The sequence below is a fragment of the Subtercola endophyticus genome, from assembly GCF_021044565.1.
Lineage (GTDB): Bacteria > Actinomycetota > Actinomycetes > Actinomycetales > Microbacteriaceae > Subtercola > Subtercola endophyticus.
The window spans coordinates 1,366,352-1,392,331 of sequence record NZ_CP087997.1 but is presented as its reverse complement, the minus strand read 5'-3'; the positions used below and the strand labels follow the sequence as shown (position 1 = coordinate 1,392,331).

The 25,980-nt window shown below is 61.6% G+C and carries 28 protein-coding genes; 12 read left to right on the top strand and 16 right to left on the bottom strand.

Annotated features, from left to right (window positions below):
* Nucleotides 1-25: 25 nt before the first annotated feature.
* Complete coding sequence (locus LQ955_RS06595) at nucleotides 26-880, bottom strand: helix-turn-helix transcriptional regulator (protein ID WP_231027381.1); 855 nt, start codon at nucleotides 878-880, stop codon at nucleotides 26-28.
* Between the two features lie 438 nt (nucleotides 881-1,318).
* Here LQ955_RS06595 and LQ955_RS06590 point away from each other — a divergent pair, with 438 nt between their 5' ends.
* Complete coding sequence (locus LQ955_RS06590; protein WP_231027380.1) at nucleotides 1,319-2,155, top strand: alpha/beta fold hydrolase; 837 nt, start codon at nucleotides 1,319-1,321, stop codon at nucleotides 2,153-2,155.
* Here the strand turns inward: LQ955_RS06590 and LQ955_RS06585 are convergent.
* The 3 genes from LQ955_RS06585 to LQ955_RS06575 all read right to left on the bottom strand — a co-directional run bounded on the left by LQ955_RS06585 (nucleotide 2,142) and on the right by LQ955_RS06575 (nucleotide 4,483).
* A complete protein-coding gene (locus tag LQ955_RS06585; RefSeq protein WP_231027379.1) occupies nucleotides 2,142-2,351 on the bottom strand; it encodes a hypothetical protein in 210 nt (69 codons plus the stop codon). The genes LQ955_RS06590 and LQ955_RS06585 overlap by 14 nt on opposite strands.
* Before the next feature lie 213 nt (nucleotides 2,352-2,564).
* Complete coding sequence (locus LQ955_RS06580; protein WP_231027378.1) at nucleotides 2,565-2,858, bottom strand: hypothetical protein; 294 nt, start codon at nucleotides 2,856-2,858, stop codon at nucleotides 2,565-2,567.
* Nucleotides 2,859-4,123: 1,265 nt separating this feature from the next.
* Nucleotides 4,124-4,483, bottom strand: coding sequence for a hypothetical protein (locus LQ955_RS06575; protein WP_231027377.1), 360 nt, complete (start codon nucleotides 4,481-4,483; stop codon nucleotides 4,124-4,126).
* Between the two features lie 298 nt (nucleotides 4,484-4,781).
* On the opposite strand from LQ955_RS06575, the gene LQ955_RS06570 reads away from it, so the two are divergent.
* The 3 genes from LQ955_RS06570 (at nucleotide 4,782) to LQ955_RS20170 (ending at nucleotide 7,996) form a co-directional block, all read left to right on the top strand.
* Nucleotides 4,782-5,099, top strand: a complete 318-nt coding sequence (locus LQ955_RS06570) for a transposase (protein WP_231027376.1) — start codon at nucleotides 4,782-4,784, stop codon at nucleotides 5,097-5,099.
* A gap of 17 nt (nucleotides 5,100-5,116) precedes the next feature.
* The gene (locus tag LQ955_RS06565) at nucleotides 5,117-6,046 is read left to right on the top strand and encodes an integrase core domain-containing protein (RefSeq protein WP_313788390.1); all 930 of its coding nucleotides are present in this window, start codon (nucleotides 5,117-5,119) and stop codon (nucleotides 6,044-6,046) included.
* A 1,392-nt stretch (nucleotides 6,047-7,438) separates the two neighbouring features.
* Nucleotides 7,439-7,996, top strand: coding sequence for a TetR/AcrR family transcriptional regulator (locus LQ955_RS20170; protein ID WP_390623449.1), 558 nt, complete (start codon nucleotides 7,439-7,441; stop codon nucleotides 7,994-7,996).
* Between the two features lie 224 nt (nucleotides 7,997-8,220).
* Here the strand turns inward: LQ955_RS20170 and LQ955_RS06560 are convergent, their stop codons facing one another.
* A complete protein-coding gene (locus LQ955_RS06560) occupies nucleotides 8,221-8,640 on the bottom strand; it encodes a MarR family winged helix-turn-helix transcriptional regulator (RefSeq protein ID WP_231027374.1) in 420 nt (139 codons plus the stop codon).
* A 63-nt stretch (nucleotides 8,641-8,703) separates the two neighbouring features.
* Between LQ955_RS06560 and LQ955_RS06555 the strand changes: the two genes are divergently transcribed.
* On the top strand, nucleotides 8,704-9,126 hold the full coding sequence (locus tag LQ955_RS06555; RefSeq protein WP_231027373.1) for a hypothetical protein: 423 nt from the start codon (nucleotides 8,704-8,706) through the stop codon (nucleotides 9,124-9,126).
* Nucleotides 9,127-9,261: 135 nt separating this feature from the next.
* Entirely contained in the window at nucleotides 9,262-9,888 is a 627-nt protein-coding gene (locus LQ955_RS06550; protein ID WP_231027372.1) for a DMP19 family protein, read from the top strand.
* 137 nt (nucleotides 9,889-10,025) lie between these two features.
* On the opposite strand, the gene LQ955_RS06545 is transcribed toward LQ955_RS06550, so the two are convergent.
* The 5 genes from LQ955_RS06545 to LQ955_RS06525 all read right to left on the bottom strand — a co-directional run bounded on the left by LQ955_RS06545 (nucleotide 10,026) and on the right by LQ955_RS06525 (nucleotide 13,859).
* Nucleotides 10,026-11,189: a hypothetical protein gene (locus tag LQ955_RS06545; protein ID WP_231027371.1), complete on the bottom strand. Its 1,164-nt coding sequence runs from the start codon at nucleotides 11,187-11,189 to the stop codon at nucleotides 10,026-10,028.
* A gap of 299 nt (nucleotides 11,190-11,488) precedes the next feature.
* A complete protein-coding gene (locus tag LQ955_RS06540; protein ID WP_231027370.1) occupies nucleotides 11,489-11,815 on the bottom strand; it encodes a helix-turn-helix domain-containing protein in 327 nt (108 codons plus the stop codon).
* Complete coding sequence (locus LQ955_RS06535) at nucleotides 11,815-12,939, bottom strand: tyrosine-type recombinase/integrase (protein WP_231027369.1); 1,125 nt, start codon at nucleotides 12,937-12,939, stop codon at nucleotides 11,815-11,817. The genes LQ955_RS06540 and LQ955_RS06535 overlap by 1 nt, the downstream gene beginning before the upstream one ends.
* 252 nt (nucleotides 12,940-13,191) lie before the next feature.
* Nucleotides 13,192-13,614: a PIN domain-containing protein gene (locus LQ955_RS06530; RefSeq protein ID WP_231027368.1), complete on the bottom strand. Its 423-nt coding sequence runs from the start codon at nucleotides 13,612-13,614 to the stop codon at nucleotides 13,192-13,194.
* Nucleotides 13,611-13,859 carry a FitA-like ribbon-helix-helix domain-containing protein gene (locus LQ955_RS06525; protein WP_231027367.1) on the bottom strand — a complete coding sequence of 83 codons (249 nt, stop codon included), beginning with the start codon at nucleotides 13,857-13,859 and terminating at the stop codon, nucleotides 13,611-13,613. Before LQ955_RS06525 ends, LQ955_RS06530 begins: the two co-directional genes overlap by 4 nt.
* Nucleotides 13,860-13,985: 126 nt before the next feature.
* Here LQ955_RS06525 and LQ955_RS06520 point away from each other — a divergent pair, with 126 nt between their 5' ends.
* Both LQ955_RS06520 and LQ955_RS06515 read left to right on the top strand, forming a co-directional pair.
* Nucleotides 13,986-15,170, top strand: a complete 1,185-nt coding sequence (locus LQ955_RS06520) for an ATP-binding protein (protein ID WP_231027366.1) — start codon at nucleotides 13,986-13,988, stop codon at nucleotides 15,168-15,170.
* Nucleotides 15,171-15,249: 79 nt separating this feature from the next.
* Nucleotides 15,250-15,840 carry an HdeD family acid-resistance protein gene (locus LQ955_RS06515; RefSeq protein WP_231027365.1) on the top strand — a complete coding sequence of 197 codons (591 nt, stop codon included), beginning with the start codon at nucleotides 15,250-15,252 and terminating at the stop codon, nucleotides 15,838-15,840.
* Here the strand turns inward: LQ955_RS06515 and LQ955_RS06510 are convergent.
* Nucleotides 15,837-16,328: an NUDIX hydrolase gene (locus tag LQ955_RS06510; protein WP_231027364.1), complete on the bottom strand. Its 492-nt coding sequence runs from the start codon at nucleotides 16,326-16,328 to the stop codon at nucleotides 15,837-15,839. The genes LQ955_RS06515 and LQ955_RS06510 overlap by 4 nt on opposite strands.
* A 5-nt stretch (nucleotides 16,329-16,333) precedes the next feature.
* Nucleotides 16,334-17,098: an SDR family oxidoreductase gene (locus LQ955_RS06505; RefSeq protein WP_231027363.1), complete on the bottom strand. Its 765-nt coding sequence runs from the start codon at nucleotides 17,096-17,098 to the stop codon at nucleotides 16,334-16,336.
* A gap of 219 nt (nucleotides 17,099-17,317) precedes the next feature.
* On the opposite strand from LQ955_RS06505, the gene LQ955_RS06500 reads away from it, so the two are divergent.
* The 4 genes from LQ955_RS06500 (at nucleotide 17,318) to LQ955_RS06485 (ending at nucleotide 20,197) form a co-directional block, all read left to right on the top strand.
* Nucleotides 17,318-17,812, top strand: a complete 495-nt coding sequence (locus LQ955_RS06500) for an NfeD family protein (RefSeq protein WP_231027362.1) — start codon at nucleotides 17,318-17,320, stop codon at nucleotides 17,810-17,812.
* The gene (locus LQ955_RS06495; RefSeq protein ID WP_231027361.1) at nucleotides 17,809-18,894 is read left to right on the top strand and encodes an SPFH domain-containing protein; all 1,086 of its coding nucleotides are present in this window, start codon (nucleotides 17,809-17,811) and stop codon (nucleotides 18,892-18,894) included. The genes LQ955_RS06500 and LQ955_RS06495 overlap by 4 nt, the downstream gene beginning before the upstream one ends.
* Entirely contained in the window at nucleotides 18,891-19,688 is a 798-nt protein-coding gene (locus tag LQ955_RS06490; RefSeq protein ID WP_231027360.1) for a glycerophosphodiester phosphodiesterase family protein, read from the top strand. Before LQ955_RS06495 ends, LQ955_RS06490 begins: the two co-directional genes overlap by 4 nt.
* 143 nt (nucleotides 19,689-19,831) lie before the next feature.
* On the top strand, nucleotides 19,832-20,197 hold the full coding sequence (locus tag LQ955_RS06485; protein WP_231027359.1) for an RNA polymerase-binding protein RbpA: 366 nt from the start codon (nucleotides 19,832-19,834) through the stop codon (nucleotides 20,195-20,197).
* 177 nt (nucleotides 20,198-20,374) lie between these two features.
* On the opposite strand, the gene lnt is transcribed toward LQ955_RS06485, so the two are convergent.
* The 4 genes from lnt to tatA are packed head-to-tail and all read right to left on the bottom strand — an operon-like array spanning nucleotide 20,375 to nucleotide 25,735.
* Nucleotides 20,375-22,042 (bottom strand): apolipoprotein N-acyltransferase, encoded by a 1,668-nt coding sequence (gene lnt, locus LQ955_RS06480; RefSeq protein WP_231027358.1) that lies wholly within the window; start codon nucleotides 22,040-22,042, stop codon nucleotides 20,375-20,377.
* A 57-nt stretch (nucleotides 22,043-22,099) separates the two neighbouring features.
* The gene (locus LQ955_RS06475) at nucleotides 22,100-24,562 is read right to left on the bottom strand and encodes a DEAD/DEAH box helicase (protein ID WP_231027357.1); all 2,463 of its coding nucleotides are present in this window, start codon (nucleotides 24,560-24,562) and stop codon (nucleotides 22,100-22,102) included.
* Nucleotides 24,563-24,581: 19 nt separating this feature from the next.
* A complete protein-coding gene (gene tatC / locus LQ955_RS06470) occupies nucleotides 24,582-25,397 on the bottom strand; it encodes a twin-arginine translocase subunit TatC (RefSeq protein WP_231027356.1) in 816 nt (271 codons plus the stop codon).
* A gap of 20 nt (nucleotides 25,398-25,417) precedes the next feature.
* Nucleotides 25,418-25,735 (bottom strand): Sec-independent protein translocase subunit TatA, encoded by a 318-nt coding sequence (tatA, locus tag LQ955_RS06465; protein ID WP_231027355.1) that lies wholly within the window; start codon nucleotides 25,733-25,735, stop codon nucleotides 25,418-25,420.
* Nucleotides 25,736-25,980: the final 245 nt, after the last annotated feature.

Below are 25,980 nucleotides of genomic sequence, written 5' to 3'. Positions count from 1 at the left end.
GATGAGGCTCAATCGTCGCTGAGGCTCAGCCGGCCGGCCAACCTCGCAATGATCCGCGGATCGGTCGGCCGGTCATCTTGGTTTCGCGGAGGTGCGCCAATAAATCGAATGCGCGCGTTCCGTCCGTCACGGGCCAGAATGCCATAAAGAACCCCCCTGGTACCTCGAGGATCTGAAAGGGATACTCGACCATCTCGCTTCCCTCGATGCTGATCATGGTCGTTCCTTCGGTGAGGGGGCGGGCATCGTGTTCGGCCCACATTCGCCGGAACACCGGGCTGCTTACGGAGAGCTCACCCACGATCTCTCGCAGCCGAGGATTTTCCGGATCGCTGTGGAATCGCAGAGCAGCTACCGTGATTCTCGCGGTTTGGGTGTAGTTCTCGACCTCGGGGAAGTCTCGCAAAACGGCAAAGGCACCAAGAATGATGTTGTCGCCGTACATCCTGTAACCCGGGTTCAGAATGTCGGCCATCTCGTTGATGGCGATCACGTCTTGATTACTGTCGAAGACATAGGCCGGAACGTGCGACCAGTTCTTCAGCAGCGTCAAGACCTGATCGCTGATGGGCGTCGGTTCCTTCGCACGGGGCGTCGGTGTTGAACCGGTGTGCGCGATTCTTGCGAGATAGGTGCGCTCGTAGTCGTCGAGCCTCAGTGCGCCGGCAAGACTCTTCAGCACCTGGTCGGACATCTGGTGCGCCTGGCCCTGCTCTAGTCGGGTGTAATAATCCCGACTGATGCCGGCGAGATTAGCGAGTTCTTCCCGTCGCAAACCCGGCACGCGCCTATTGCACTTCGGAAGTCCGAACTCGACTGGATCCAGTCGTGCGCGCCGGCTGCGAAGGAAGTCAGCGAGTACGGCTGAACGGCCGCTCAAGGGGCAGGCCAGCCGCGTCGCGAACCACCGCGTCGGCTGGTCACAGGAGTCGCGTTTCGAGCTGGAAAGTGGAACACCCGCTTAAGTTACCCTACGTGCGGCGTGGGGGCAGCCCGATCGTCTCTCGGGGTCGTCAGCAGAGTGACCCGGGGAGGGCCAGTCAAGAAATCAGCGGATGGTCCTTCTCTCTCGAAGGAGCTTCTTCGGAGCTGCCGGCCATCTTCGACAAGTGCTGCCACCATGATCTGAGTGGTCGGGGGTTTTCGCTGTCGCGTCCGGGCGTAGCAATTTCGGTTGGCCGATCCTCGGCAGATGTCGGAACCGTAGTGCTTGTCTTGGATCTAGATTTGAGTCACTCTTCGGCTCATCGAGGAGCGGTAGTGCCAAATCCGTCGTCCCGAGGGAAGCCCTGGTTCGACATCAACGGGAGGTTCGATCATGGCTTTTGTGACCACAGAAGATGGCGTGGAGATCTACTACAAGGACTGGGGCAGCCCCGACGCGCAGCCCATCATGTTCCACCACGGCTGGCCGCTGTCTGCCGACGACTGGGATGCCCAGATGCTCTACTTTCTCGAAAAGGGCTACCGGGTCATCGCCAGCGACCGTCGCGGCCACGGGCGTTCGTCGCAGGTCGGCACCGGCCACGACATGGACCACTACGCCAGCGACGCGAATGCCGTCGTCGAGCACCTCGACCTCCGGAACGCCATCCACATCGGTCATTCCACCGGCGGTGGCCAGGTCGCGCGGTACGTCGCCCAGTACGGTGAGCCGCAGGGCCGCGTCGCGAAGGCGATCCTGGTGTCGTCGGTGCCGCCGCTGATGGTGCAGACCGAAGACAACCCCGAAGGAACGCCGATTTCTGTGTTCGACGACTTCCGGAGCGCTCTTGCCGCGAACCGGGCCGAGTTCTACCAGGCCGTCGCATCCGGGCCGTTCTATGGCTTCAACCGCGAGGGGGCCAAGGTGTCAGAGCCGGTGATCCAGAACTGGTGGCGCCAGGGCATGACCGGCAGCGCGCAGGCGCACTACCTCGGCATCGCCGCGTTCTCTGAAACCGACCAGACAGACGATCTCAAAGCAATCTCCGTTCCGGTTCTGGTCACGCAGGGTGACGACGACCAGGTTGTCCCCTACAAAGATGCCTCCCTGAAGCAGCACGAGCTGCTCGCGAATTCGACGCTCAAGATCTACGAGGGCTACCCCCACGGAATGCTCACGATCCACGCCGACGTCATCAACCCGGACTTGCTGGCGTTCATACAACAGTGACGCTTGCAACGAGGTGGTGGGCGGGCACCTGCCAAGGTGCCCCCACCATCTCGCTGCCGTCGATACTGATCCACGCCGTCCCGCTGGCGAGCAGGCGGGCGGAGTGCTCCGACCACACCCGCCGGAACAGCGGGTTGCTGACGGGAGAGGCACTGCGGGGGTCGTCGGAGCCGAGGTGCTCAACCGTCGTGAACATGAGAGTGCTCTGTCACGGTGCGAGTACACCAGAGTCGGGAAGTTCCAGCATGTCGGTGGCTCAACTCATTACTGGTGAAGCTGACTATCCGTTTCTTGCTTCATGGGTATCCATTGCCTCCTCTTCGAGACGGCGCATTGGCCTTATGTCTTCCCACGACGAAGTCCTGGGAACTCGCGCACGGCTGGCCAGAGTTTAGCCAGTGGTGGGCTGTCAGTCCCACTGGATCGGTGACGGTGATCGTTCTTCTGCTGCCTTCATCGCATCCTCAATTTCGGTGTAACCGATGGAATCAGGGCACACTGAAGCCGAGGGTTTAGCCGCCTGGCGATAGCGGTAGTAGTAAAGAACGCCCTCCGCGTTGAGAGGCGTCGGATGCTCGTCAGGCTCCAATTGATGGTCAGCTTTGGCGAGTTCGTACCAGAAGTCGTAGTTCAGGCTGACGATATCGACGGGCAAATAGGTTGCAGCGCCGTACAACCATCGGCCTTGACGCTGGATGTTCATGGGACCCACCTTCCTGTCTAGTTAGTCATTGTCGTCGAGCGCTCCGATCACGAATCGGCGGGAATCGCTTAAATGAGGGCTGCTCAGTAGCTTATGCGATTGGCAACACATCGTGACTGTGTTGGGTCGGCTGCGGCGGAGAGCATCCGTTCACTCTGCTGAGCGATGCCGGATTCGCCAACGACGCTTGTAGTTCTGTCGTCTGACACGGATCAGCGCTTCGTGCGTTTGAGTGTGATGTATTCGCTCATGGATCAGAGCTCAGATAACCACTTGCCTTGACGCGAAAGATACACAGAACCCAAGACGGCACGCGGAGACGAAGCATCGGAAGTCCTGATCAGAGGCTGATTATCGGTAGGCAGCGCGCCTTATCCAAGACTTTGCTGATTACATATCCTTCAATCGAGCAGCTTATTGATGGCGAAGCTGGTTATCCGTTTGTTCACTCACGTCTTGAGTCCGAATTTGCCGGCTAATCCATTGCGGCGGTAGCGAGAGTCCAGCGGTTGAAATCTTGCCGAAGAGTGGGGGCCTCAGTTGGCGTATGGCTCGTGATTGCGTGAGCGCCCAGGGTGCAGTCTAATGATGAAATCTCAATTAATGAGGTATTCTGCTCTGATGAGAACTCTTACCCTCCCAGCAATCGCACTCTGCATCGCACTGACAGCCTTTGCGCCAGCAGCTCGCGCCCTCGCAGAGCAGGAGCCTCCGGCTCAGACTCAACCCGATGGAGAGCCGTCTGGCGGTGACTCTTCGGGCGGAGATTCGTCGGGTGACGGTAATTCGACGGCCGGTGGGGACATAAGTGACGGTGGAGGCAGTTCCACCGGGTCTGGTTCGAGTGGCTCAGGTTCTGCTGGAAACGGTGGGAGTGGCGTAGACCCTTACGAGAAGCAGCTATTCGACCTCGTGTTCGAGAAGACGTGGGAGGGATACACCCCCTTGCACGGTGTAATTCGCATCATTTTCCACTCGGTTATTAATGAGAATGCAACCAACGAGGATGCACAAGCGGCGTTGGGCTTGTACGCGTCATCATTGGGTGCGTCTTGGTGTCAGACCAGCGACAAGTACATTATTTGCGGCGGCTGATGACTCGACTAAGAGCAGTCGGTGCGCCCCATTTTCTTCGTGGCCTAGAGCATGTGATATCGGCGCTTTGACGTTTGAACTGACTTTGATGGGGTTAATCGATGACATTCATGGCGTCAGCACTGCCATCGGCTTGAATGGCGACTCCCTGTTGTTTTCGTTGTCATGGCTCATCGATTCGAGCGCTTAAGGGTGATGTAGTCGCTCATCGGTGTGGCGGCTCGGGCGGCGTGGAGGGCGATGATGCGGGGGCTGTAGCCGAGGAGGTCGGCGAGGGATCGTGGGTCGAGTTGGTGGGTGAGGTCGCGGAGGCTGGTGTTGCGGGCGCGTTGCGTGTCGATCCCGAGGGTGCGGAATCGGTCGGCGAGGGTTGTCGGGTGGATTGGTTGTCCGGCGCGGTAACCAGGGAATAACCAATTATTGCCGGTGTTCGTGGTCCGCTGATTGCCGCGATCGGAGACGTGTTCCCAGAGTGGGCCGGCGATGAGTGCTGGTACGTCAGATTCTGATGAGCCAAGCGTGATGCGCATTCCGTCGGGTCACATGTCGATTGCGGCGGTCGTGAGTTGGCTGATCTTGTTGAGCGGCTGTGCCCAGAGCAGGAAGATCGGGGCGGCGACGCGGGTGGAGAGGGCGACTTGTTCGAAGGTGAGGCAGTTGGCGACGAGTTCAACGCGTTGATCCTGAGTAATGAGAGGGGTGGTGATCGCTTTTCGGTAGCTGGTGGTGATGCGGCGGCGCCGTGCTTGGTTGCGGCTGTCGCGCGTCAGAATAGTTGGCAGGGGTTGTTAGTTGCGTGAGCAGCGCCCCTGTTGAAAGGTCTGAGTAATGAGTCGTGCACCGACGATCCCGGCGGAGGAGAAGCTCCGTATTGTGTTGTCTATCCTGCAGAACGAGATCACGGTTGCTGAGGCGGCGCGTCGTGAGAAGGTGTCTGAGCAGTCGATCGGGAATTGGAAACGCCAGTTCCTCGAGGCTGGCAAGGCGGGTATCGAGACAGGTAAATCGAAGCCCTCGTCGCGTGAGCGGCAGCTCGAAGAAGAGGTCAGCGAACTGACCCAAGCGTTGGGCGAGGCCGCGGTCGAAATCCGCGTCTGGAAGAAGAGCGCTGAGGGCCGTTTGGGCCCTTCGAGGACCTCGAGGTGATCCGTAAGGATGCGGGCATGTCGACTTCGAGGTTCTGCGCACTCTTCGACATGCCCGAACGCACCTGGCGGCGCTGGCAGGCGAAAGCACGCACGTCACGACCACCGAAAGGGCCGTGGCCGCGGCCGGCACGGGCGGGTGCCCGGGAGCTGGTTGTGAAGCATGCGGCAGCTCATCCGGCGTGGGGTCACCGGAAGGTGTGGGCGATGACAAGGCACGATGGGCATCGGGTATCGCAGGCCACGGTGCTGCGGTTGCTGCGCGACGAGGGCCTGATCTTGCCTGCTGATTACCAGCGCGAACGCCGGAAACTCGCCGAACGACGCAAGGCTGCGTTCGCTCAGGAACCGACCGGCCCGAACCAGGTGTGGCAGCTGGATTTCAGCGACTACGAGACCACGACGGGTGGGGTGTGGCGGATCGCTGGCTGCCGGGACTATTGGTCGAAGTACGAGTACGACTGCCACGTTTCACCGACCAGTAATCAACACGACCAGGTCGCTGCGATTGAGCTCGCCCTGACCGAGGCCGAACAGCTGCTCGGTCACCCGCTCATCGATGATGCTGTCGCCGACCCGGAGACGGGCGAAATTCGTCCCGTGCTCACGATCGTCACGGACAATGGCGGCCCGTTCAGGTCGTTCAGGTTCGAGGCGTTCATTACCGCGCACCCCGAGCTCCGGCACGTCAGAACGAGGGTCCGAACTCCTGGCCAGAACGGGTCACGCGAACGCGGTTTCGGGTCGATGAAATACGAATGGCTATTCCGCGAGGAGATCGAGCACAGCCTCAGCCTTATCGAACAGATCAAGGCGTACCGACAGGATTACAACCACGTCCGCCCCCACGATGCGATCGCCTGGAACCGGCCAGCCGAAGTCCACGCCGGCCTCGCCGACCCCACCATCCCCAACTTCGAAAAAGAAGAAACCCTGCCAACTACTTGACGCGAGACACGGCTGAGCCAGTGCAGGAAGTTCCGAATGTGTTTTTTGGTGCTGGGGCCGTTGGCGAGGTATTCGTCGACGTGTTGTTGTCGGAGCTGATCGGCGGTCATGCCGCGGGTGTCGTATAGCCAGGTGAGGAATTTGCCGGCTTCGGTGATCTCCTGCCGTGCGGTGAGACACGCGGTGATCATGTTCCGGCCTTGCTCATTGCCGTACAAGGGGAGTCCCCGCCCGATCCAGGTGCGGAGCGCTTCGGCAGGCCAGTCCCAGACGGTCAGCACGGAGCGGGTCTTCTTCGCCGAGCCGCGGTGAGGTTTACCCCACCGGATGCGGAGAACCCCATAGTCGCCGAAGTAGGGGGCGCTGTAATTGCGGGAGAAGTCCACGACTTGGACATGGCGGGCTTCGTCGCAGCGGAGGCCCCAGCCGTAGAGGCATTTGAACGTGGCCGCGTCGCGCATCCCCGCGAGAGCGCCGCGACGGCCGGCGTTGACAATTCGTTCCGCCTCGAGGTCGGCGAGATCGAAGAACTGTTGCAGCTAACCCTGCGAGAAGCCACGCTTAACCGACTTCGCCTCCGACGGTTGAGAATGAGTGATCCGATTCCACTCGGTGATCACTTGCGAGAAGACACTGCCGAACAGCCGGGCGCATTCCGTGTTCCAGTCGTACGCGGCGTCGGACGCGAACTCGCAGAACATGCTGATTACACCCTGGTACGAGCGAATCGTGGCGTAGGCGAGGTTCCGCACTCCACGAGCGCGTGAGAAATAGTCATCAGCGTCGCCGACTGTCCATTCCCACGGATAGTGCCCGGAGAACTCGACCAGATCAGAACCCGCGCGCGCTTTGAACTGATGGTGTTCGCGCTGAATTGCGCAGACCGCTGAGCACGACCCCAGCCGTCCGATACCTCACCGAGGAACACGTCAGGATCAGCCGCTTGGTCACCCAGTGGCAGAAACGATAACCGTCCAGGCTCCAGTCACGGCCATCCACAATCGGCTTCATAACGTGAAAGATAATTGCATAAAGGAAATCAGCGTCAAGAGAAACGCTGATCAGAGGCGAGATAACCACTTGCCATGCCGCGATCAATTACACGAAATACCCAACGACCGCACGCCGGGACGAGTATCAGAATCCCTGATCAGAGGCTTATTATCGGGAGACCGGATACCTTACCCAAATCTTCGCTCATTACATATCTTTCAATCAGGCAGCTTATATGTGGTGACCCGGCGGATTCTGGACCGGCCAGTTCTAGATGTTGGGGCAGCTCCTGAGCCCGGCTGCCCGGGCGACTTCAGTTGTTGCGGACCCTTTCGATGAGCCAGTGGGCGAATCCCTCGCGGTCTTCGATGTAGTCCGCTTCGCTCGAGAGGTGTCGCAATGCCAGTTCGAGGAAGACCGCGCGAGTTCGACCTGGACGAGGCAATCGACCAAGCCGTCGAGGTGTTCTGGCGGCAGGGATATGAGGGGGCGACCCTTGACAACCTCACAGCCGCGATGGGAATCAGCCGCCCGAGCCTCTATGCGGCGTTCGGCAACAAGGGAGACACTTTCAAGCTCGCGGTCGCCCGGTACGCGGAAATAGACATGGCCTACGTCGGTGAAGCGATCGCTCAGCCCGCCGCGCGGGCGGTCGCCGAGCATTACCTCAGGAGCAACGTCGCCGCGATCACCGGCCCTGGCAGGCCAGCCGGATGCCTCTCGATCCAAGGCGGCTGGCCGGAAGTCGCGAAGATCAGCCGATCGTCGACTTCCTCAGCGACAGCCGCGCCGGGGGAGAGGCGCGGATCGCGCAACGACTACAGCGCGCGATCGATGACGGCGACCTGCCCTCCTCCGAGAACGCCCAGGAACTCGCGAGATATCTATCCACTGTGTCCAGCGGACTCGCGGTCCAAGCCGCCGCCGGCGCGACACGCGCTCAGCTCGCAACGGTAGCAGAGAGGGCACTGCGCGCATTCCCCGCAAGCGAGTAACACGCCCACGCGGGGCTCATGGTTGCAAAAGCGCAGCCAAAGTAACCACTACTGGTGAAGACCGTTGTCCGTTTTGACTCTGAGGGCCTCGATTTCTGAGCAGTTCGCGGGCGGGTTTCGCGTGCACAAGAGATGATGAATGCGGGTGAGGCGGAAAGTGGGACGCAGCCGGGTGTGGGTAATCGCTCAAGCCCGGCCCACGTGCTCAAGAAGCTCGACGAGGGTCGCGCGTGCGTCGGGGCTTAGCTTGCGAAATACCGTATTCTGGACGCCCTCCATGACGTCTGTGAGGTGTTCCGCGATCCGCTGACCTTGGGGAGTAAGCGACACCAGTTGACGGCGCCCATGCTTCGGATCTTTCGAGCGCGACACCAGACCGCGACTCTCGAGTGCGCGGACGGTATGGGTGACGTCGCGAGGGTCAAGGGCGGCAGCGGCGCCGATGTCAGTTTGGCTCAGCTGATCGGCACCGGTAAGGGCGGATAAGCATCGGAACTCGTAACCGTTGACGCCGGCCGTCGCGAGTCCGGCCTGGAGTATTTGATGGGATCGAACCGCCGCTGAATTCAAGACCCACGTGGGCATGGAGGCGAGATCAAGGGACATTGCTTTGACTCCTGTTGGTTATACCAATACAGTATTGGTCACACCAACATTCTAGGAGCGCTGATGCCGTCGGATCGTCCACTGCCTACCGTGATTGGGCCGACCGAAAACGCCTTACGCGCGTTGCTCGGTAAGACCCTCTCGTCAACCGCAATCGCCAGCTACTCGGCCTGGGCCGTCATCAATGCTGCGAGCAGCGCCGATCCGGCCGCCCCAAACGAAGGCTGGCAGAATGCGGTCGCCGAAGCGCTCAAGGTTGACTTGATCGAAATTCACGGGATTCTCCGCGACTTGCATGACGCGGGACTGCTCGATGAGAAGGGAACGTTGACGCAGGTCGGGACCGCAGAGCTCGCGGCAGCACGCTCCGGCGTCCGGGAGGCAACTCTTCAACTTGTCGAGGGGATCGATGAGAGGCAGCAGGAGACGGCTCGCCGAGTGCTTGATCAAATTCGCGAAAGAGCCGAAGCTCTGCTGAGCGTCTGACGTAGATCCGCCACCGGATTGCACTTTCTGCAATAAGAGTAACTTCTACTGGCGGCCCGGCGGATTCCTCACCGGCCTATTGTGCCGGGGGCGTGGACTGCGTGTAACTGACTTTGCAGTGCTACGGTCTGTTGGATGACAGGCGATATATCCTCAGTTAAGTGTGATGCCGAATTTCTGAAGCTAGAGCTTGTGGGTGGTGGGCTGCTATCACGGCGGCTTGCGCTGTTTCCCATTCTCGCGCAGGCTTCACCGTCCGAACTAAGTGGCTGGACACTCGTCGACGATCTCCATGGAGTGTGCTGGCCAGAACTGCGCGATTGCGGGCCATTAGGGCTGGTGAATACTTTTGACCTTCTCCAGGAGGATCTATACAACGGCGCTCTCGACAGGTTGCAGCTTGCACGTTGGCAATTTGGCGATCTCTCCAAATACGATCAGGAACTAGTTTCTCTCTGGCGCTTGGAATCAGATATGAACAGTGGTGGGTTCCTTGAGTTCTATAGCAACTGGGGGCCAGCGGTCTATGAACGAGCGCTAGATTCTCTTCAGATTGTCGGAGCCCATCGGACGGCTGATCTTGTCAGGCGGATGGACGAAGTTGTGGGACATCACTATGAAGCCGTTCATGAGGAAGACAATCGAAATCTTTATGCACTGGTTACAGATCAGGAATCGCGGCGAATTACTGAGCTGGAGAGTCGGTATTGGACCGATTCCGAACGGCTAAGCAAACTCGTCGTACTCCACTATCTTCCCTAAAAGATCGACGTCGCCCGCGGTAGGGCGGCTCATGTTTGGTGCGCGCGGTCGCAAGCTTCGTCGCGGCGATCTGTTCTTCTGCATCGATTGTGAAGGCAGGGAATCAGGGCACCCGGGGATGAGCCTGCAGGGTAGAGCTAGCTGGGCTTTTTGTTTGAGAGAGCGTGCCTACTCACGTAGTCGGTGAAGGTTGCGCCGGCGTTTCGGCGGTGTTTGTCGGTGACTTGGTAGCTGTAGCCGAGGGAGTCAGCGATGATCGGGGCTGGTACTTCCAGTGCGAGTGAGCGGAGTGATGCGTTTCGGGTGCCGCGGAGGTTCATGCCGGAGTCGCGGAGGCGGTTCATGATTGTGGTTTGGTGTAGGTGTTGCCCGGGGCTTACGCCGGGGAAGAGCCGTTGCTGTTCGCGGTGTGCGGATGTGTTCTGATTCGGCAAGGTGTTCAGGTGGCGGCGAAGTACGGCGTCGAATGGTGGTGGGATGGTGAGGTCGTCGTCGGTGATTCTGATGATGACAGTTTCGGTGACGGTGATCTGCGTGAGTTCCATGGAGACGATGCGGGTGAGAGGCTGCCCGTAGAGCAGGAGCAGGATCGCAGCTGCTCTGTCTGCGTTTGTGGCGGGTGCGTCAGCGTCGAGTGTTCTGAGTAGGAGTCGCCGGCGTTCTTCTTGGCTGATGATGGGTTCGGTTTTTGCTGTTCGGTAGGGGAAGTCGACGGGTGGGATGTGTCCTTGTGTGATTCCCCAGCGAACGAAGCCCCTCGCGAGACTGCGGGTCGTTGGTCCGGTGCTGAGCCAGTTGTCGATGTCGGATTGGGTGCACTGGTTTGCGGTGTGGCCGTGTTCATCGAGGTAGCGGAGGAACTCGAGCGCGGCCGTCGTCGACTGACGCGCAGACAGTAGGGTGCCTCTACGCAGGGTGCTGGTTTCGGCGAGGTGGTGCATCCGGTTCAGGTGCACCCAGCGCGCGTATTGCTTGATTAGACGTGCGAGAGGGGGTGGTTCGGTCTCGAGCTTTTTTTCGAGCCAGGTTTGGAAGCGTTCGATATCGAGCGGCACCGGATCGAGCAGGCCGAGTTCGATGAAGAGCTCGCGAAGGTGCGCGACCTTTTTTGGTCGGGGATGTTGGGTGAATGTGGTGTGGCGGATGGGGTGCTCGCCGCGTGCGATGCCTCGTAGCAGGTCGGTGACGTCGGGGCTCACGATGAGCCAGACGCGGGCGCTTCGGGCGTGCTTTTGTGACGTGAGTGCGGTGTAGAGAGGGGAGAGGCTGGGATTGATGGTTCCGGTGCCGTCATCGAGCATGTCGGTGAGGTCGTCAGTGAGGCAGCAGTGAGCGCAGAGTCCGGTTCGTACGGGTTCGTCTTCGCGGCCGCAGCGCGTGCAGTGGAAGTCCTTGGGTATCCCGGCGCAGTCGACGCATGCGTGCTGATCACCGACGAGCCCCGGGAGGAGCCGTTCTGTTCCACAGATCGGGCAGTTCCCGTGGATGCGCGTAGCTTTTTGGTAACAGCGACGGCAGACCCTGCCCTCCGGCCAGGTCGTAGCAAACCGAACGCCAGCATGCCCGCAACGGACGCACTGCGGGGCGGAGCGGGGCCGACTCATTCGGGACGGCGGACTCGTGCCCGGGCCGGACGGAAAGCGTCTTTCGTCATTGTTGTGTCCGTGGTGCCGGTGGCTCGGTCCGGTATTGCTTGAACGGTTATTGGGCAGAGTTCTTCGAATGTGCAGTCGAGGGTGTCGAGGATTGCGCCGAGCAGGCCGAGATTCATGCGCTCGGGTGTGACACCGACGAGCCGATAGATCTGCGAGTCGGAGAGATGGATGCCTCGGTCGCTGAGGTGGGGGATAAGGTCGGAGATCGTGTTCATCCCGCGGGCGGCCATCAGTTCGCGCAGGCGCCAAGTGTGTTGGATTCGACGTTGCATTACTTGTTCTCCTTCGTCGCGAGCTGTGCGGCCATCCGAGCGATCGCGTCATCAACAACGCGGGCGCGGTAGTCGGGGGAGAGGCCCGTGTAGATAGACGTGGTGGATGCGTGCTCGTGTCCGACTTGCTGCTGGATGAAGAACGCGTCGTAGCCGTCCTCGACCAGATGCGTCACGTACGAGCGTCGGAGTGAATGGAAATCGAGGTCGTCGTCGAGGCCGGCTTCGCGTTTGACCTCATTGAACGCGCGGCTTACGGAGTCGGCAGCGAGCATACCGCTTCGCTCGCTGGGCCAGAGCGATGTTGATCCTGGTGGTGCGAGTAGTGGGCGGACTTCTTCTTTCCACTCGCGCATGCACTCGACGATCCAGTCGAATTCCGGAAGGGTCAGCACGGTGCGGCGTTTCGGCGGAGCGCCCTTCATTGCCTTACCGAATCGCACGTAGATGATCCCGACGTCACCGAATTGTCGAGCCTTTGGGTTCGATGCGAGATCCACCAGGTCGAGCTGGCGGACCTCGTTCCGGCGAAGACCCCACGCGTATGCCGCTTTCATGATCGTGGCGATTCGGAATGCTGGGATCCAGCCCTTCGCGCCAGCGCGCCGGATCCGGAGTACCCGATCGTCGGCGCAATCGAACAGGTCCTGGATCTCATCGCGCGTGTAGGGGCGCTTCCCAGGGCTCGCCATAGCGTCTTGAGAGTGCCGAGCGGTGTTCCACTCGTGAAATACCTGTGCAGGGTGGTCGCCGAACCGCTCCCAACATTGTTCGGCCCACCCGTAGGCTGGATCGGTCAAATACTCCAGGAAGAGCCGCAACGCGTTCTGATAGCCGAGTACAGTTGAATGAGACGCGCCCTTCAAGGCGCGTAGTTCAAGGAAGAATTCGTCGACGATCTTGGCCGACCAGGACCAGGGATAACACTCCGCGAAGTACCGAAACCGGATCGCGACCGATCGACGCTTTTCGACCGTCGATGCCGACAGATTCCGGGAGAGCTGCTGCGCAGCCCAGCCGTCCAGCATGCCTACCCACATGCTTTCTTCCACATTCAGCACCGCGACGCGGGCCCGCAGATGAGTGGGAACCGCCCCGGCGGTAGAATCTGAAATCGTACGCATATTATGCGAAAGATTCGCACTAAGTGCGAGAAATGTCAACATCCCGAAAGAAAGTCCTGATCAGGCCGTTGTAGGTCGTGGTGCAAGGGATGATTTCCACAGTCGTTACCGCCAGTCCGGACCAACGTTGCTGCCACTCGATCGGCCTAGAACAACGGAGGCCAGGCGTACCGGCCAATTCGCATTCAATGCGAAGATGTAGCACTTTACTTGACATAATGTGCATTATCAGCGTCTTTCGAAGAGCCCGAGTCACGCATCCCAAGGGTTGATCACAACTAATCCGGTTTCGAAAAAGCCTTTCGCATTACGAGTTATGAGTTGGTGTGCCCCGGCGGCCCGTGCGGTCGCCGCGATCATTGCGTCACTCACACTGATCGGACGACCTGCCCCGAACCTCTGGGACGCGATGTCGGCATAATGCACGGCTGCGTCGTAGTCGAATGCAAGAATTTTTCCGGCGAAGTCGATGTCGAGCATCTGCGCGATCTTCTGTGAAATCTGACCAGCACGACGACCTGCGGGAAGATGTGCAACACCATTGAGGAGCTCAGCTGCAGAGATCGAAGTAGTCCGAACGTCTACGTCAGCTAGCGCCTTGAACCAGGCAACGACTGGTTCGGCCGGCTGCGGTTTCGTCAGCTCGGAGAGCACGCTGGTGTCTAAAACGATCATTGCTCATATCTAACAGGCCGACCCTGATCAGGATCTCGATCAAAATTGAGGTCGCTCGTATCGACGTCTGTAAAACGCTGTCGGATGCGCTCGACAAAGGCGGCGCCACTCTCGTGCGGAGGCGCGAATTCCTTTGCGAGAATCGCTCGCGCTTCGGCCTCCATTGAGCGCCCGTTTTGAGTCGCGCGCGCCTTCAGCTTTTCGATCATCGTCGCCTCCAGATTTCGAACTGTCAATGTCGCCATGTCCCCTCCTCTAGTCATGCTAGCAAAATGCAAGCACTTGCGACAGCGTAACTCCGAATTCTCTTTGCTAGCGGTTTATGTGCCCTTATATAGAATAGTATAATAAAGAAGCATAGAGTGATAGTCATGGACTACCAGCTCAACCCCTTCAAGCCCGGCGCCGGCCGCATCCCACCCGAGCTCGCCGGTCGCGCCGATCTCGTTGCCGAGTATCGCCGCCTGCTCTACCAGGCCCGCGAAACGGGCGAGGGTGACCGCCCCTGGATTCTCACGGGTCTCCGCGGTGTCGGAAAGACGGTGCTCCTCAACCAGTTCGGCAAGGAGGCCGCTGACCTGAAGCTCATGTTCATCAAGGTCGAGGCATCCGGCGACACTCCCCTGGCTCAATCGCTCACCAAAGAACTCCACCTCGCCCTGCGCCGCGTGATGTCCGCATCTGACAAGGCGAGACGCACGTGGCATGCTGCGGCCCGTGCTTTTCGCTCCTTTCAATTGCGTGTCGACCCCACCGGCTCATACGCGTTCGGAGTGACCATCGAGCCGTCTCTCGGAGTGGCCGACAGCGGCGATCTGGCCGTCGATCTGCGCGAACTGCTCGAACAGATCGGGCTCGCGGCGCGCGAAGTGAACACCGTTCTGCTGCTGGCGGTGGATGAATTGCAAGAAGCCTCGGCGAACGATCTCGCCTCTCTGAACAGGGCCCTGCACAAGCTCGGCCAGGAGATCTCGCCGGTTCCGGTCGTGTTCGTCGGCGCAGGACTGCCGTCGCTTCCCGCCGTGCTCGCGGATGCCACCAGCTACGCCGAGCGACTCTACGACTACCGCCGCATCGGCTTGCTCGACGTGGCTGCGACGACCGATGCCTTGGCGGTGCCCGTGCAGTCGGGCGGCGCAGAATGGAGCGAGGATGCGCTCGGCGAAGCCGTCGACGCCACGGGTGGGTATCCCTACTTCATCCAGGCCTACGGCAGCTACATCTGGGCCGCCCGTGCGACCAACCTCATCACTCTCGACGATGTGGAAATCGGTGTGGAGGCCGCCCGCGCAGAGATCGATCGGGGTCTCTACCAGTCCCGCTGGGAGCGCTCCTCCCCCACCCAGCAAGCGTTCATGGCGGCCATGGCCCTCGACGCCGGCGATCCGTCGGCGATGTCCGACCTCGTGGTGCGGCTGGGCAAGCGTTCCACCACTGATATCTCCGTGAATCGCCGAGACCTCATCCGCAGCGGGCTCATCTTCACTCCTCAACGCGGCGTGGTCGCGTTCACGGTGCCGGGCATGGACGACTTCATCTCGCGCCAGGAGCTCTGACGGGCATCCGGCCTGCCTGCTGCGCAGCGCACAGAGGCCGCGCTATGTTGGTCGAATACACCAACATTGAGGGGACCCCGTGTCTAGCAACACAACACCGACCTACACGTTCGACGTCGTAGACGTCACTGCATCAACCGTGAAATGGTTCAAGATCGCCCTGTGGATCGGCGCCGTTCTGTCGGTCGTCATCGGCATCGTCATTCTGGTCTGGCCCGGCTCGACCCTTGAAGTCGTGGCCTTCTTCTTCGGCCTCTACTTCTTCATCATCGGCCTGGTGCGAGTGGTCGTGGGCATCATCGACCGCGACCTTTCGACGGGCTGGCGTGTGCTCAGCATCGTGTTGGGTGTGCTGCTGCTCATCGCGGGCGTCTTCGCTCTGAAGAACCCCGGCGCGACGCTCGTGCTGCTCGCCCTGCTCATCGGCATCTCGTGGATCACCGAGGGCATCATCGCCCTGACCCAGGTGTCGAGCGCCAAGACCAAGTGGTTCCCCATCGTCTTCGGCATTCTGGCTATCATCGCCGGCATCATCTGCATCTTCGTGCCGCTCTGGACTCTCGCCATTCTGACCGTGTTCGCCGCCTGGGCACTCATCGTGCTCGGTGTCGTTCAGGCCATCACGGCGATCACCCTGCGCACTCCCCCGAAGGCGAAGGTCGCCGCTTAGGGTTTCGTGCCGAGCTGGCTCCGGATGACCGTGGCCAACTCGACGGGCTCGATCACTTCTTCGGTGTGTTCGAGCTCGTCCACGCTCCACCACTTGTGCGCCACCATGTCGACGAGCTCCGACTCCGTCCACCCGGCGCTCGATGGATCGAACTGCACCGTGCGGTACACGAACCACTCTTCGTAGTTCGTCTTGAACAGGCCGGGCTCGCGCTCGTCGCTGAATTCACGTGACCACACCGCAGCGCCGAGCGCATCCGGAGCCACCGTGAGCCCCGTCTCTTCGAAAAGTTCACGCGCGGCACCTTCGACGTGACTCTCGCCCAGCTCGACGTGGCCGCCTGGCGTCACCCAGCGTGTCGGGTTCGTCTCGACCTGCGCCTTCGTGAAGAACAGCAGCACCCGGTCGTTCTCGTCGAACAGAAGCACGCGCGATTTGATGAAGTCGTACCCGCTTCCCTCGGGCGCGGGCGGCTGGGTCTCAGGCACGGACTCTACGCCTTGGCGAAGTCGCTGATGTCGCCGACATACCTCGTGTGGTCATCGGGAATCGCATCGACCGCTGCGGCGGCGACTTCTGCGGCGAACTCGGCCACGTTGTAGAGTCGGCCGGCCGACTCCTTACGCGCGCTGATCGCACCGGGGTTCGCCCGTTCGAGCAACGTCGCGGTGATCGTGCCCTCGATCATGTCACCGGAGACGACGACGAACGAAACCCCTGCCTCGTCGAGCTGCGGAACCATGGCGCGCAGCGCGTCTTCGCCGGCGCGCTTGCTGAGGGCGACGGGCTCGTATTCGGGCATCGTCTCCGTGGTGCGGATGAAGTGGGCCTGGTGACTCGTGACGAAGACGACGCGCGAACCGGGCTGCAGCAGCGGCAGCGCGGCGGTGAGCAGGTCGACTTGCGCGTCGCGGTTCAGTGTGAGGGCATAGTCGGCGGCCATGCCGCTCTCCATGCCGCCCGATGCATTGAGCACCAAGATGTCGAGGCCGCCCAGCTGCTCGCGAATCGTCTCGAACAGCTTCGCGACCGAGCCCGCGTCGGTCAGGTCGGCACCCACGGTGATTGCGGTTGCTCCGGCGTCGCGGAGCTTGTCGGCGAGCTTTATGGCGCGGGCCTCTTTGTTGCGGAAGTTGATGACGACGCTCGCGCCGGCCTCGGCGAAGTACGAGACGGTGTCTGCACCGACACCGCGCGAGGAGCCGGTGACGAGCACCCGCTTTCCGGCAAGCGAACCGGGGGCGAGAGGGTTAGACACGTCGTGCTCCTTCAGATCTGTGGTGCGCCGAGGCGCAGAGGTACCGCATCGAGACTACCGGCTTCGCTCGATGGCGGGGTCACTCCCCCACGGTGTCGAATCACGGCGAATCAGAATGAGATATGCTCAGAAGATTGCTACCGACACGCTGTGACTTTGCTTCAGCGGCGCAGCAAACTGATAGTTTCGTTTGAAGAACCACTGGCGAAGGAGCACCGAATGGCTGACTTTCTGGCTTCCTATGCATGGGTCATCTGGCTCGCGCTGATTCTGGTTTTTCTCGTTGTCGAGACTCTCACGCTCGACCTCATCTTCTTGATGCTCGCCGTCGGCAGCGTCGGCGGTCTGATCGCACATTTCGTCGGCGCGCCCTTCTTGCTGCAGATTCCCATCGCCGGTGTCATCGCGCTGCTGCTCATCTTCACGCTTCGGCCTCCTCTCTTGCGACGCCTGCGCCGTGGCGGCGATCCGGCCAAGAGCAACGTCGAGGCCCTTCTTGGTCTCGAGGGTCGTGTGCTCGCCTCTGTGACTACAACCAGTGGCACGGTGCGCCTGAGCAACGGCGACACCTGGACGGCACGGGTCTTTCCCTCGGCCACCGATCAGCTGCTGAACCCCGGTGAGACCGTCTTCGTCAAAGCAATCGACGGCGCGACCGCCCTGGTCGAGCCCGAACCGGCGCTTCCACAAGAAGCAGAAGGGCCTGAACTATGACCGCAACCGTGGTCGGGCAAATCGTGGCACTCATCGTGGTGCTCATTATCGTCATCTTCGTCATCGTCACGCTGGCGAAGGCGATTCGCATCATTCCGCAGGCGCAGGCCGGCGTGGTCGAACGGCTGGGAAAGTACCACAAGACCCTCATGCCGGGTCTGAATCTGCTCGTGCCGTTCATCGATCGGCTGCGCCCGCTGATCGACCTGCGCGAGCAGGTCGTCTCGTTCCCGCCACAGCCGGTGATCACTGAAGACAACCTGGTGGTGTCGATCGACACCGTGGTGTTCTTTCAGGTGACGGATGCCCGGGCGGCGACCTATGAGATCGCGAACTATCTGGGTGCTGTCGAACAGCTCGCAACGACCACCCTGCGCAACGTGGTGGGCGGGCTGAACCTCGAGCAAGCACTCACGTCGCGCGACGAGATCAACGCCCAGCTGCGCGCAGTGCTCGACGAAGCGACCGGAAAGTGGGGCATCCGCGTCGGCCGTGTCGAGCTGAAGGCCATCGACCCGCCCGTGTCGATTCAAGACTCGATGGAGAAGCAGATGCGCGCCGAGCGGGAGCGCCGTGCGGTCATCCTCACCGCCGAAGGCACGAAGCAGTCGGCCATTCTGCAGGCGGAAGGTCGTCGGCAGGCCGAGATCCTCTCGGCAGAAGGTGACGCCAAGGCCGCCGTGCTGCGTGCGCAAGGTGAGGCCGAGGCCATCTCGACCGTGTTCGACGCGATCCATCGCGGCGACCCCGATCCGAAGCTGCTGGCCTATCAGTACCTGCAGACCCTGCCGAAGCTTGCAGAAGGTACCGCGAACAAGCTGTGGTTCATTCCGAGCGAGTTCACGAACGCCCTGCAGGGCATCGCGAAGGGGTTCGGCGCCAAGTCGCCCGACTTGCCGGGCTACGGTTCGTTCGATCCGCAGGCAGCTGCGGAGGCGCTGGCAGCAGCTGCGGCGGCGAAACAAACCGCCGAGACCGAGTCTGCCGCTGCGAAGGCTGCTGCGACGAAGCCGGTTCCCCCGTCGATTCTCGACACGCCTCTGTCTGAGATTCCGCTGGTCGGAGAGACTCCGGTCGAGTGAGCGCAATCAGCGGGGGCGGGCAGGCTGTCGGGCGCGAGCGTAGCGCGTACTTCGCTCCCCCGCTCCCCCGTCTGCTTGCACACCGTGGGCTGGCGACCGACCAGGCGGAGAACACGATCGCCGCCTTCCGTGCAGCCGTAGAAGCCGGAGCCACGTACGTCGAGTTAGATGTTCACGCCTCCCTCGACGGCGAGGCGATCGTCGCCCACGACGAGAACCTCTCTCGCCTGCTGGGTCGCGACGACACCATTGCCGGGCTGAGCGCGGCCGGTCTCGCCGGTCTTGATCTCGGCGACGGATCGGGTTTCGCCACCCTCGTCGACGTTCTCGCGGCCCTGCCCGACACCCGAATCAACATCGATATCAAGTCCTCTGCGGCCGCTGCGCCGGCGGCTGCGGCCATTAGCGCCGCTAGCGCGACAGACCGGGTTCTGGTCACCTCGTTCTCTGGCAAGCGACGCCGCAGTGCGCTCAAGCTCCTGCCCGGTGTCGCAACGTCGGCCTCCGCCGGATCGTTCCTGGTCGCGTTGCTCGCCGCGAAGATCGGGCTCACTCCGGTGGTGCGCCTCGCGCTTCGGAGCATCGATGCCGTGCAGGTGCCGGTGCGAGCAGCCGGAATGACGATCGTTACGCCACGAGTGCTGCGCAGCATCCACGCGGCCGGTGTCGAGGTGCACATCTGGACCATCAACGCGCCCGAAGAGATGACTCGACTGCTCGATCTCGGCGTCGACGGCATTGTCACCGATCGCATCGACATTGCGCTAGACCTTGTAGCACATCGATCGCAGTAGAAGGCTGTACCTGTCACTCCGCGGCGTTCCTACGTCAGCCCGTATATCACTCTGGGAGTGTTCTGGGAATAGCCGAGCAAACGAATGATCCTCTCAGCTGAGGGGTTTATACAGAGGTAAGCGAAGCGGGAGGAGACCACACAATGGCAGATCGCAGCTTGCGCGGAATGAGACTCGGAGGCCAAAGCCTTCAGAGTGAAGAGGGAGTCGTTTTCTCTCCGCGCATGACACACACATATCTTTGCAGCACGTGCGGCAAAGAGACAGAGATGGTGTTCTCGGCCGAGGCCGAAGCACCCGAAACCTGGGAATGCAAGTTCTGCAGCAATGAGGCCATCTTGATGATCGGCTCAGAACCTGTTGTTCTCGACCGTGCCGAGGCCAAAGTGCCTCGTAGTCACTGGGACATGCTCCTCGAGCGTCGTACCCGTGCCGAGCTCGAAGAGCTCTTGCAAGAACGCCTCGATTACCTGCGTGCCCGCCGTGGCCAGCAAAAGATCGGCGCCTGAATAAATTTGTGCGCCGCCGCTTCTGCGGCGCACAGTGCGAATGGTTGTGGCGCGAATGAATTGGCCGCTGCCAACGTCGAAAGCGGCGTACACGCCGCCGCTTTCGACCGATATCGCCTAGCAAACCCGCAGACTTTCGCGCCCCTCAGCCTTGCAGTTGACGGGGCGCGCACGTCTTTAGGCGCGAATGCGGTTTCGGCGGCGAATGCCCGCGGCAGCGATGAGCGCGAAGACCAGTCCTGCGATACCGAGGCCCGACACGAGCAGCTCGATGCCCTTGCCGAAAAGCGTGGCGGGAGTCGTCGTAGTCGACAGCGGAACGTTGTCGACCATCGAGCCAGGAGTGTACGGCGCGATGGCGTCGATCGTCTTGCCGTCGGGCCCGATGATGGCGCTGTGGCCGACCGTCGAGATGTTCACGACGCTACGGCCCGTCTCGATGGCCCGCAGCCGGGCGATGGCCAGCTGCTGCAAGTTCTCGTCGGTCTGCCCGAAGTCGGCATTGTTGGTCTGCGCTAGAATGACCTGTGCGCCGTCGCTCACCATCGACTGAACGGCCTGGTCGTCGGTGATATCGAAGCAGATCGAGATTCCGGCCGTCACGCCGTTCACGTTCATCACCGTGTCGGTGGTGCCGATCTGGTAGTCGCGGGTCACCATGTCGACCAGGGCTGGTGCCAGTGCGTGAAAGAACGAACGAGCCGGCATGTACTCCGCGAACGGCACCGGATGCCTCTTGTCGTAGTAGTCCGCGACCTGGCCGTTCTCCCACAGCAGTGAGGTGTTGTAGTACTTGCCATCGCGTTCGGCGATCGTGCCGACCACGAGCGGAGCCTTCATGATGCTGCTGACGAAGTCGAGGTCTTGAGCCGCGATGGCGTCTGTTTCGGGGTCGATGTCAGAGGCGTTCTCGGGCCAGACCACCATGTCGACATTCTGGCCTTCGAGCGCGAGCGTCTCGGTGATGTGTGCGTTCAGGTTGTCGCCGGCCTCGACCCGGTCGAGCAGTCCCGACTTGGTGTTGCCCTGTACTGCCGCAATACGCGTGGTTCCCTGCGTCGGCGCGGCCCAGGCCGGAATTACGAGCAGAGCCGCGGCTGCGGCGACCGCCAGCGTGACACGGCCGACCACACTCGCCTGCCCCTCACGGGCCAGCTGAATGACGAACGCGACGAGCCACACGAGCACGAAGCTCAGCCCGGAGATGCCGAGATAGGCGACCAGGGAGGCGAACGGACTCGTCGACTGCGAGAACGCGACCCGGCCCCACGAGAACCCGCCCTCGGGTGCGACGGCGGTGATCGCCTCCCGAGCCGTCCAGAGCCCGGCGACGATGACGGGAAGAACGCCCAGTCGGCCGAGGCGAGTCGTCCAGACCGCGTTCGCGTAGCGGTAGACGAGGGCGATGGCGACCGCGCCGACAGCGAAGAAGATCGCCTCGAGAATCGCGAGCCCGAGCCACGGCACCGGGCCGAGGTAGAGCGTGAGCCAGTTGATCAGCGAACCCCAGAACGCGAAGCCGCCGATCAGCCCCACGAGCAGTGCGCCCCGCCAAGAACGCCCGATGAGACTCAGCAGCGTCAGGGCGACGCCGAGCAGCGTGAGCGGCCAGATGTCGGTGCCCGGAAAACCGTTGGTGAGCGCGATTCCGCCGCCGATAGCGGTGAGGCAGGCCAGCCAGAGCGGCAGCAGGGGTCGGGTGACGGCCGGCCGGGCATCCACCAGCCGTGTGCGCAACGAAAGGTGTGACAGCCGCCGTGTGACGGAGCGCGGAAGGGCTCTGTCGGTGGGCGCCGCACCTGGCCCGGAAGGTGCCCCTGTAGCGGCGCGTTCGGTGGTGGTCATAATCAGTTTCTAGTAGGTCTGGCTGAATGTCTCATGCGATTATTCGACTCACGCGACTCACGCGACAGACGAGTACGCGACGATGCCGCGTTTCACGAGGTCGAGTGCGAGCCGGGCCGTTGTGGCCACCTTCACATCGGGCAGGTTCTGCAGCTGGTCGAGCAGGTCGATGGTCTGTTTGGTCCAGCGCACAAAGTCGCCGGCGGCCAGATCGGCGTCGAACAGAACGGTGTCGAGGCTCGCACCGCGGGCCCACTCGTTCATCGGTTTGGCGAGGCCCACCGAGATCGGCGACGACCCTGGCAAGCGGTGTCGCGTCTCGAGCTCTTGCAGGTCGTGCCAGAGTTCGTTCGTCTTCTCGAGCGCGCCGCGAAAGGGCCCGCGCGGCAGAAATCGTTCGGGAATCTCGCTCTCGTCCCGTCGCGGCTCGTAAACCAGTGAGCACGCCATAGCCGCCAGCCCGGCCGGGTCGAGATTCGCCCACACTCCGCGGCGGATGCACTCCGCCACCAGAAGGTCACGCTCGCCGTAGATGCGTTTCAGGTTCTTGCCCGTGTCGGTCAGAGTGAGTTCGCCCGCAGAGTCGGCCTGCAGGTATTCGAGCTGCAGCAGCACCTCGGTGATGCGGTCGAATACCTTCGCAATAGCACCGGTTCGTGTGTTGATCTGCGCGTTCAGATGGTCAGTTTCGCGCTTCAGCCGGTACCACCGCTCGGCCCAGCGGGCGTGCTGCTCACGATCGGGGCAATTCGACACGGGGTGAGCCTTCATGCGGCGGCGCAGCTCGGTGACCTTCTTCTGCCGGCTGTCGCGCTCGGCACGGGTCTGCATGTCGGCGCGACCGGCGCCCGAACGCTCGACATCGCTCAGCTCGCGGCGAAGTGCGGCATACTCGGCGAAGTCCCCGAGGTGGCACGTCATGGCCTTCTTGTAGCCCTCGAGCGTCTCTTCTTGCTGACGCACCTTTCGGGCGAGGTCGACGACGGCACGGTCGGCCTGAAACTGCGCGAACGACAGTTCGAGCGACTCCCGCGTGCGCACACGGCCGAAGCGGTCGATGAGGTTCACCGCCATGTTGTAGGTCGGTTTGAAGCTCGAGTTCAGCGGATACGTTCGACGCGAAGCCAGCGAGGCGACCGCCTGCGGGTCGACCCCGTCTCGCCACTGGATGACCGAATGACCTTCGACGTCGATACCGCGTCGCCCGGCCCGCCCCGTGAGCTGGGTGTACTCCCCCGGAGTGATGGGAACGCGGCCCTCGCCGTTGTACTTCTCCAGACTCTCGAGCACGACTGTGCGCGCCGGCATGTTGATGCCGAGCGCGAGCGTCTCGGTGGCGAAGACGACGCGCACGAGCTTCTTCTGAAAGAGCTCCTCGACGACCTCTTTGAACGCCGGCAGCAGCCCCGCGTGGTGGGCTGCGACGCCGCGTTCCAGGCCCTCGAGCCACTCCCAGTAGCCCAGCACGGCAAGGTCTTCATCGAGCAGGGTGCGGCACCGTTCATCCACGATGTAGCGGATCTCGTCGCGCTCTTCTGCTGTGGTCAGCCGAACGCCGGCACGCAGCACCTGCTTCACCGCTTGGTCGCAGCCGTTGCGGCTGAAGATGAAGAAGATCGCGGGCAGCAGGTTGTGTTCGTCGAGCAGATCGGTGATCTCGGCGCGATCCATTCGGGCGCTCTCGCTGACCTGCGGACGGTAGCGGGATTTGCCGTTGCGGCCGCGGTTGTCGTTTCGATTGCGTGAGACCGGTGCTCCCGCCGAGCGGGCGATGCGCATCAACTCGGGGTTGACGCGACTGGTTGTGGCCTGGCCCGTACCATCGAACAGGTCGAGCAGTTTGTGGCGCACGAGCATATGCTGGTCGAGCGGAACGGGGCGGTCTTCTGAGACGATGACCTCGGTGTGGCCGCGCACGGCTTGCAACCAGTCGCCGAACTCCTCGGCGTTCGAGACGGTAGCGCTCAGCGAGACCATGCGCACCGACTCGGGAAGGTGGATGATCACCTCTTCCCATACCGCGCCGCGAAACCTGTCGGCGAGGTAGTGCACCTCATCCATCACCACGAATGCCAGATTCGTCAGCAGGTCAGACCCGGCGTAGAGCATGTTGCGCAACACCTCGGTGGTCATGACCACGATGCGAGCGGTGGGATTGATGTTCGTGTCGCCGGTGAGCAGCCCGACATCGTCGGGGCCGTACTCGGCCACGAACTCCTGAAACTTCTGGTTGCTGAGCGCCTTGATCGGGGCCGTGTAGAAGACCTTCGCCGAGCGCTGCTTCATGGCCATGTAGACCGCGAACTCTGCCACGATCGTCTTGCCCGCTCCGGTCGGTGCGGCAACGAGCACGCTGCTTCCGGCTTCGAGCAGCCTGCAGGCCTCGATCTGAAACGGATCGAGGTCGAACTTCAGGCCCTGGCGAAAATCGTCGACGACGGGGCTGGCGATCTTGACTTTGCTCAGCGCGTAGCGCTCCGCAGGAGACAGCGTCTCGTCTGCGGCCTGCGACGGCGCCATCAGCGGGCGACCGTGCGCATTACGGAACGACCAGTTCGGAGTCGAACTTCTCCTGTTTCTTGGCTTTGCGGCGATCGTGCACGTTGGCGATCAGTGCGGCGGAGTAGAACAGCACGATCATCGGAATCGCCAGCAAGAACATCGAGAAGACATCGGCGGCGGGAGTGGCGATGGCCGTGAACAAGATGATCACGAGAATCGCGATGCGCCACGACCGCAAGATGGCCTTGCCACTGATGATGCCCGCGAAGTTCAGGAGCACGAGCAGAACGGGCATCACGAAGGCGATGCCGATGGCTATCACGAGCTTGAGCACAAACGAGTAGTACGTCTGTGCGCTGATTATCGCGGTGGTATCGGCCGGCGCGAAACCGGTGAGCAGCGACACCATGTGCGGCAGCACGTACCAGCCCGCGGCGCAGCCCAGCAGAAACAGCGGGATGCTCGTCAGTACGAATCCGACGCCGTACTGCTTCTCTCTCTTCGTCAGCCCGGGAACCAGGAATGCCCAGATCTGGTACAGCCAGATGGGAGACGAGATGACGACACCCACGGTGATGGCGATCTGCAGACGCAAGTCGAACGCTTCGGAGATGTCGGTGAAGTTCAGCGACGCGACCCGACCCTGCGAGTCGACGATGGCGCTCACGGGTGAACTGAGGGCTACGAGAATCTGATCGGAGAGCAGCCAGCCGACCACCGACCCGATGGCGATGCCCAGAATCGCCCGGAATATACGTTTACGAAACTCGACCAGATGTTCGCCGAGCGACATGCGGCCGTCACGGCTCTTGGCGCTCTTCTTCGGAGGCCGAGTCTTCGGCTCTATTGCCACCGGCTACTGACCTTGCGGCCTTAGGCCTTGGGCTGAGTGGTGTCGACCGGAACGCCGTTGAGCACGGTGGCGGTCTGGGGTGCTGGAGCCGTAACGGTCGCTGCTGGCGTTGCCTGAACGGTCGTGGGAGCGGCCAGCGGTGCCGGGTCGGCGATGGTCGACGCGTTCTCGGCGTCGGCCTTCGGGTCGTCGGTCTTCATGGTCTTGACTTCGCTCTTGAAGATGCGCATCGACTGGCCGACGCTACGAGCGAGGCCGGGAAGCTTGGGAGCGCCGAAAAGAAGCAGCACGATTGCGAGAATGACAATCAGGTGCCATCCCTGAAGGTTACCGAGCATGGGGCCACGTCCTTTGTCTGTAGTCGGTTCGTACAAGGAGTTTACCCCGAAGAAGGGCTTTTTCCCTGCGAACTTGCTTGCGGTCTTCTCGCTGTTGCTGATATGCATCGCGCAGGCGAGAGACGGTTGGGTACCCCATAAGAATAGCGTTGGGTGGTGGTGCTTCGGGCGAAAGTGCTGTTACGTTGTCGTTAACTTTCGCAACCTGGTCGCCGAGTTTAGCGAGTTCAGCGAGAGTAACAGTG

Excerpts from the sequence above, each read along its gene's own strand:
- LQ955_RS06590 (WP_231027380.1), top strand. The coding sequence starts at position 1,319 with ATGGCTTTTGTGACCACAGAAGATGGCGTGGAGATCTACTACAAGGAC.
- LQ955_RS06585 (WP_231027379.1), bottom strand. The coding sequence starts at position 2,351 with ATGTTCACGACGGTTGAGCACCTCGGCTCCGACGACCCCCGCAGTGCC.
- LQ955_RS06580 (WP_231027378.1), bottom strand. The coding sequence starts at position 2,858 with ATGAACATCCAGCGTCAAGGCCGATGGTTGTACGGCGCTGCAACCTAT.
- LQ955_RS06575 (WP_231027377.1), bottom strand. The coding sequence starts at position 4,483 with ATGCGCATCACGCTTGGCTCATCAGAATCTGACGTACCAGCACTCATC.
- LQ955_RS06570 (WP_231027376.1), top strand. The coding sequence starts at position 4,782 with ATGAGTCGTGCACCGACGATCCCGGCGGAGGAGAAGCTCCGTATTGTG.
- LQ955_RS06565 (WP_313788390.1), top strand. The coding sequence starts at position 5,117 with ATGTCGACTTCGAGGTTCTGCGCACTCTTCGACATGCCCGAACGCACC.
- LQ955_RS20170 (WP_390623449.1), top strand. The coding sequence starts at position 7,439 with ATGCCAGTTCGAGGAAGACCGCGCGAGTTCGACCTGGACGAGGCAATC.
- LQ955_RS06560 (WP_231027374.1), bottom strand. The coding sequence starts at position 8,640 with ATGTCCCTTGATCTCGCCTCCATGCCCACGTGGGTCTTGAATTCAGCG.
- LQ955_RS06555 (WP_231027373.1), top strand. The coding sequence starts at position 8,704 with ATGCCGTCGGATCGTCCACTGCCTACCGTGATTGGGCCGACCGAAAAC.
- LQ955_RS06550 (WP_231027372.1), top strand. The coding sequence starts at position 9,262 with ATGACAGGCGATATATCCTCAGTTAAGTGTGATGCCGAATTTCTGAAG.
- LQ955_RS06545 (WP_231027371.1), bottom strand. The coding sequence starts at position 11,189 with ATGCTCGATGACGGCACCGGAACCATCAATCCCAGCCTCTCCCCTCTC.
- LQ955_RS06540 (WP_231027370.1), bottom strand. The coding sequence starts at position 11,815 with ATGCAACGTCGAATCCAACACACTTGGCGCCTGCGCGAACTGATGGCC.
- LQ955_RS06535 (WP_231027369.1), bottom strand. The coding sequence starts at position 12,939 with ATGCGTACGATTTCAGATTCTACCGCCGGGGCGGTTCCCACTCATCTG.
- LQ955_RS06530 (WP_231027368.1), bottom strand. The coding sequence starts at position 13,614 with ATGATCGTTTTAGACACCAGCGTGCTCTCCGAGCTGACGAAACCGCAG.
- LQ955_RS06525 (WP_231027367.1), bottom strand. The coding sequence starts at position 13,859 with ATGGCGACATTGACAGTTCGAAATCTGGAGGCGACGATGATCGAAAAG.
- LQ955_RS06520 (WP_231027366.1), top strand. The coding sequence starts at position 13,986 with ATGGACTACCAGCTCAACCCCTTCAAGCCCGGCGCCGGCCGCATCCCA.
- LQ955_RS06500 (WP_231027362.1), top strand. The coding sequence starts at position 17,318 with ATGGCTGACTTTCTGGCTTCCTATGCATGGGTCATCTGGCTCGCGCTG.
- LQ955_RS06495 (WP_231027361.1), top strand. The coding sequence starts at position 17,809 with ATGACCGCAACCGTGGTCGGGCAAATCGTGGCACTCATCGTGGTGCTC.
- LQ955_RS06485 (WP_231027359.1), top strand. The coding sequence starts at position 19,832 with ATGGCAGATCGCAGCTTGCGCGGAATGAGACTCGGAGGCCAAAGCCTT.
- lnt (WP_231027358.1), bottom strand. The coding sequence starts at position 22,042 with ATGACCACCACCGAACGCGCCGCTACAGGGGCACCTTCCGGGCCAGGT.
- LQ955_RS06475 (WP_231027357.1), bottom strand. The coding sequence starts at position 24,562 with ATGGCGCCGTCGCAGGCCGCAGACGAGACGCTGTCTCCTGCGGAGCGC.
- tatA (WP_231027355.1), bottom strand. The coding sequence starts at position 25,735 with ATGCTCGGTAACCTTCAGGGATGGCACCTGATTGTCATTCTCGCAATC.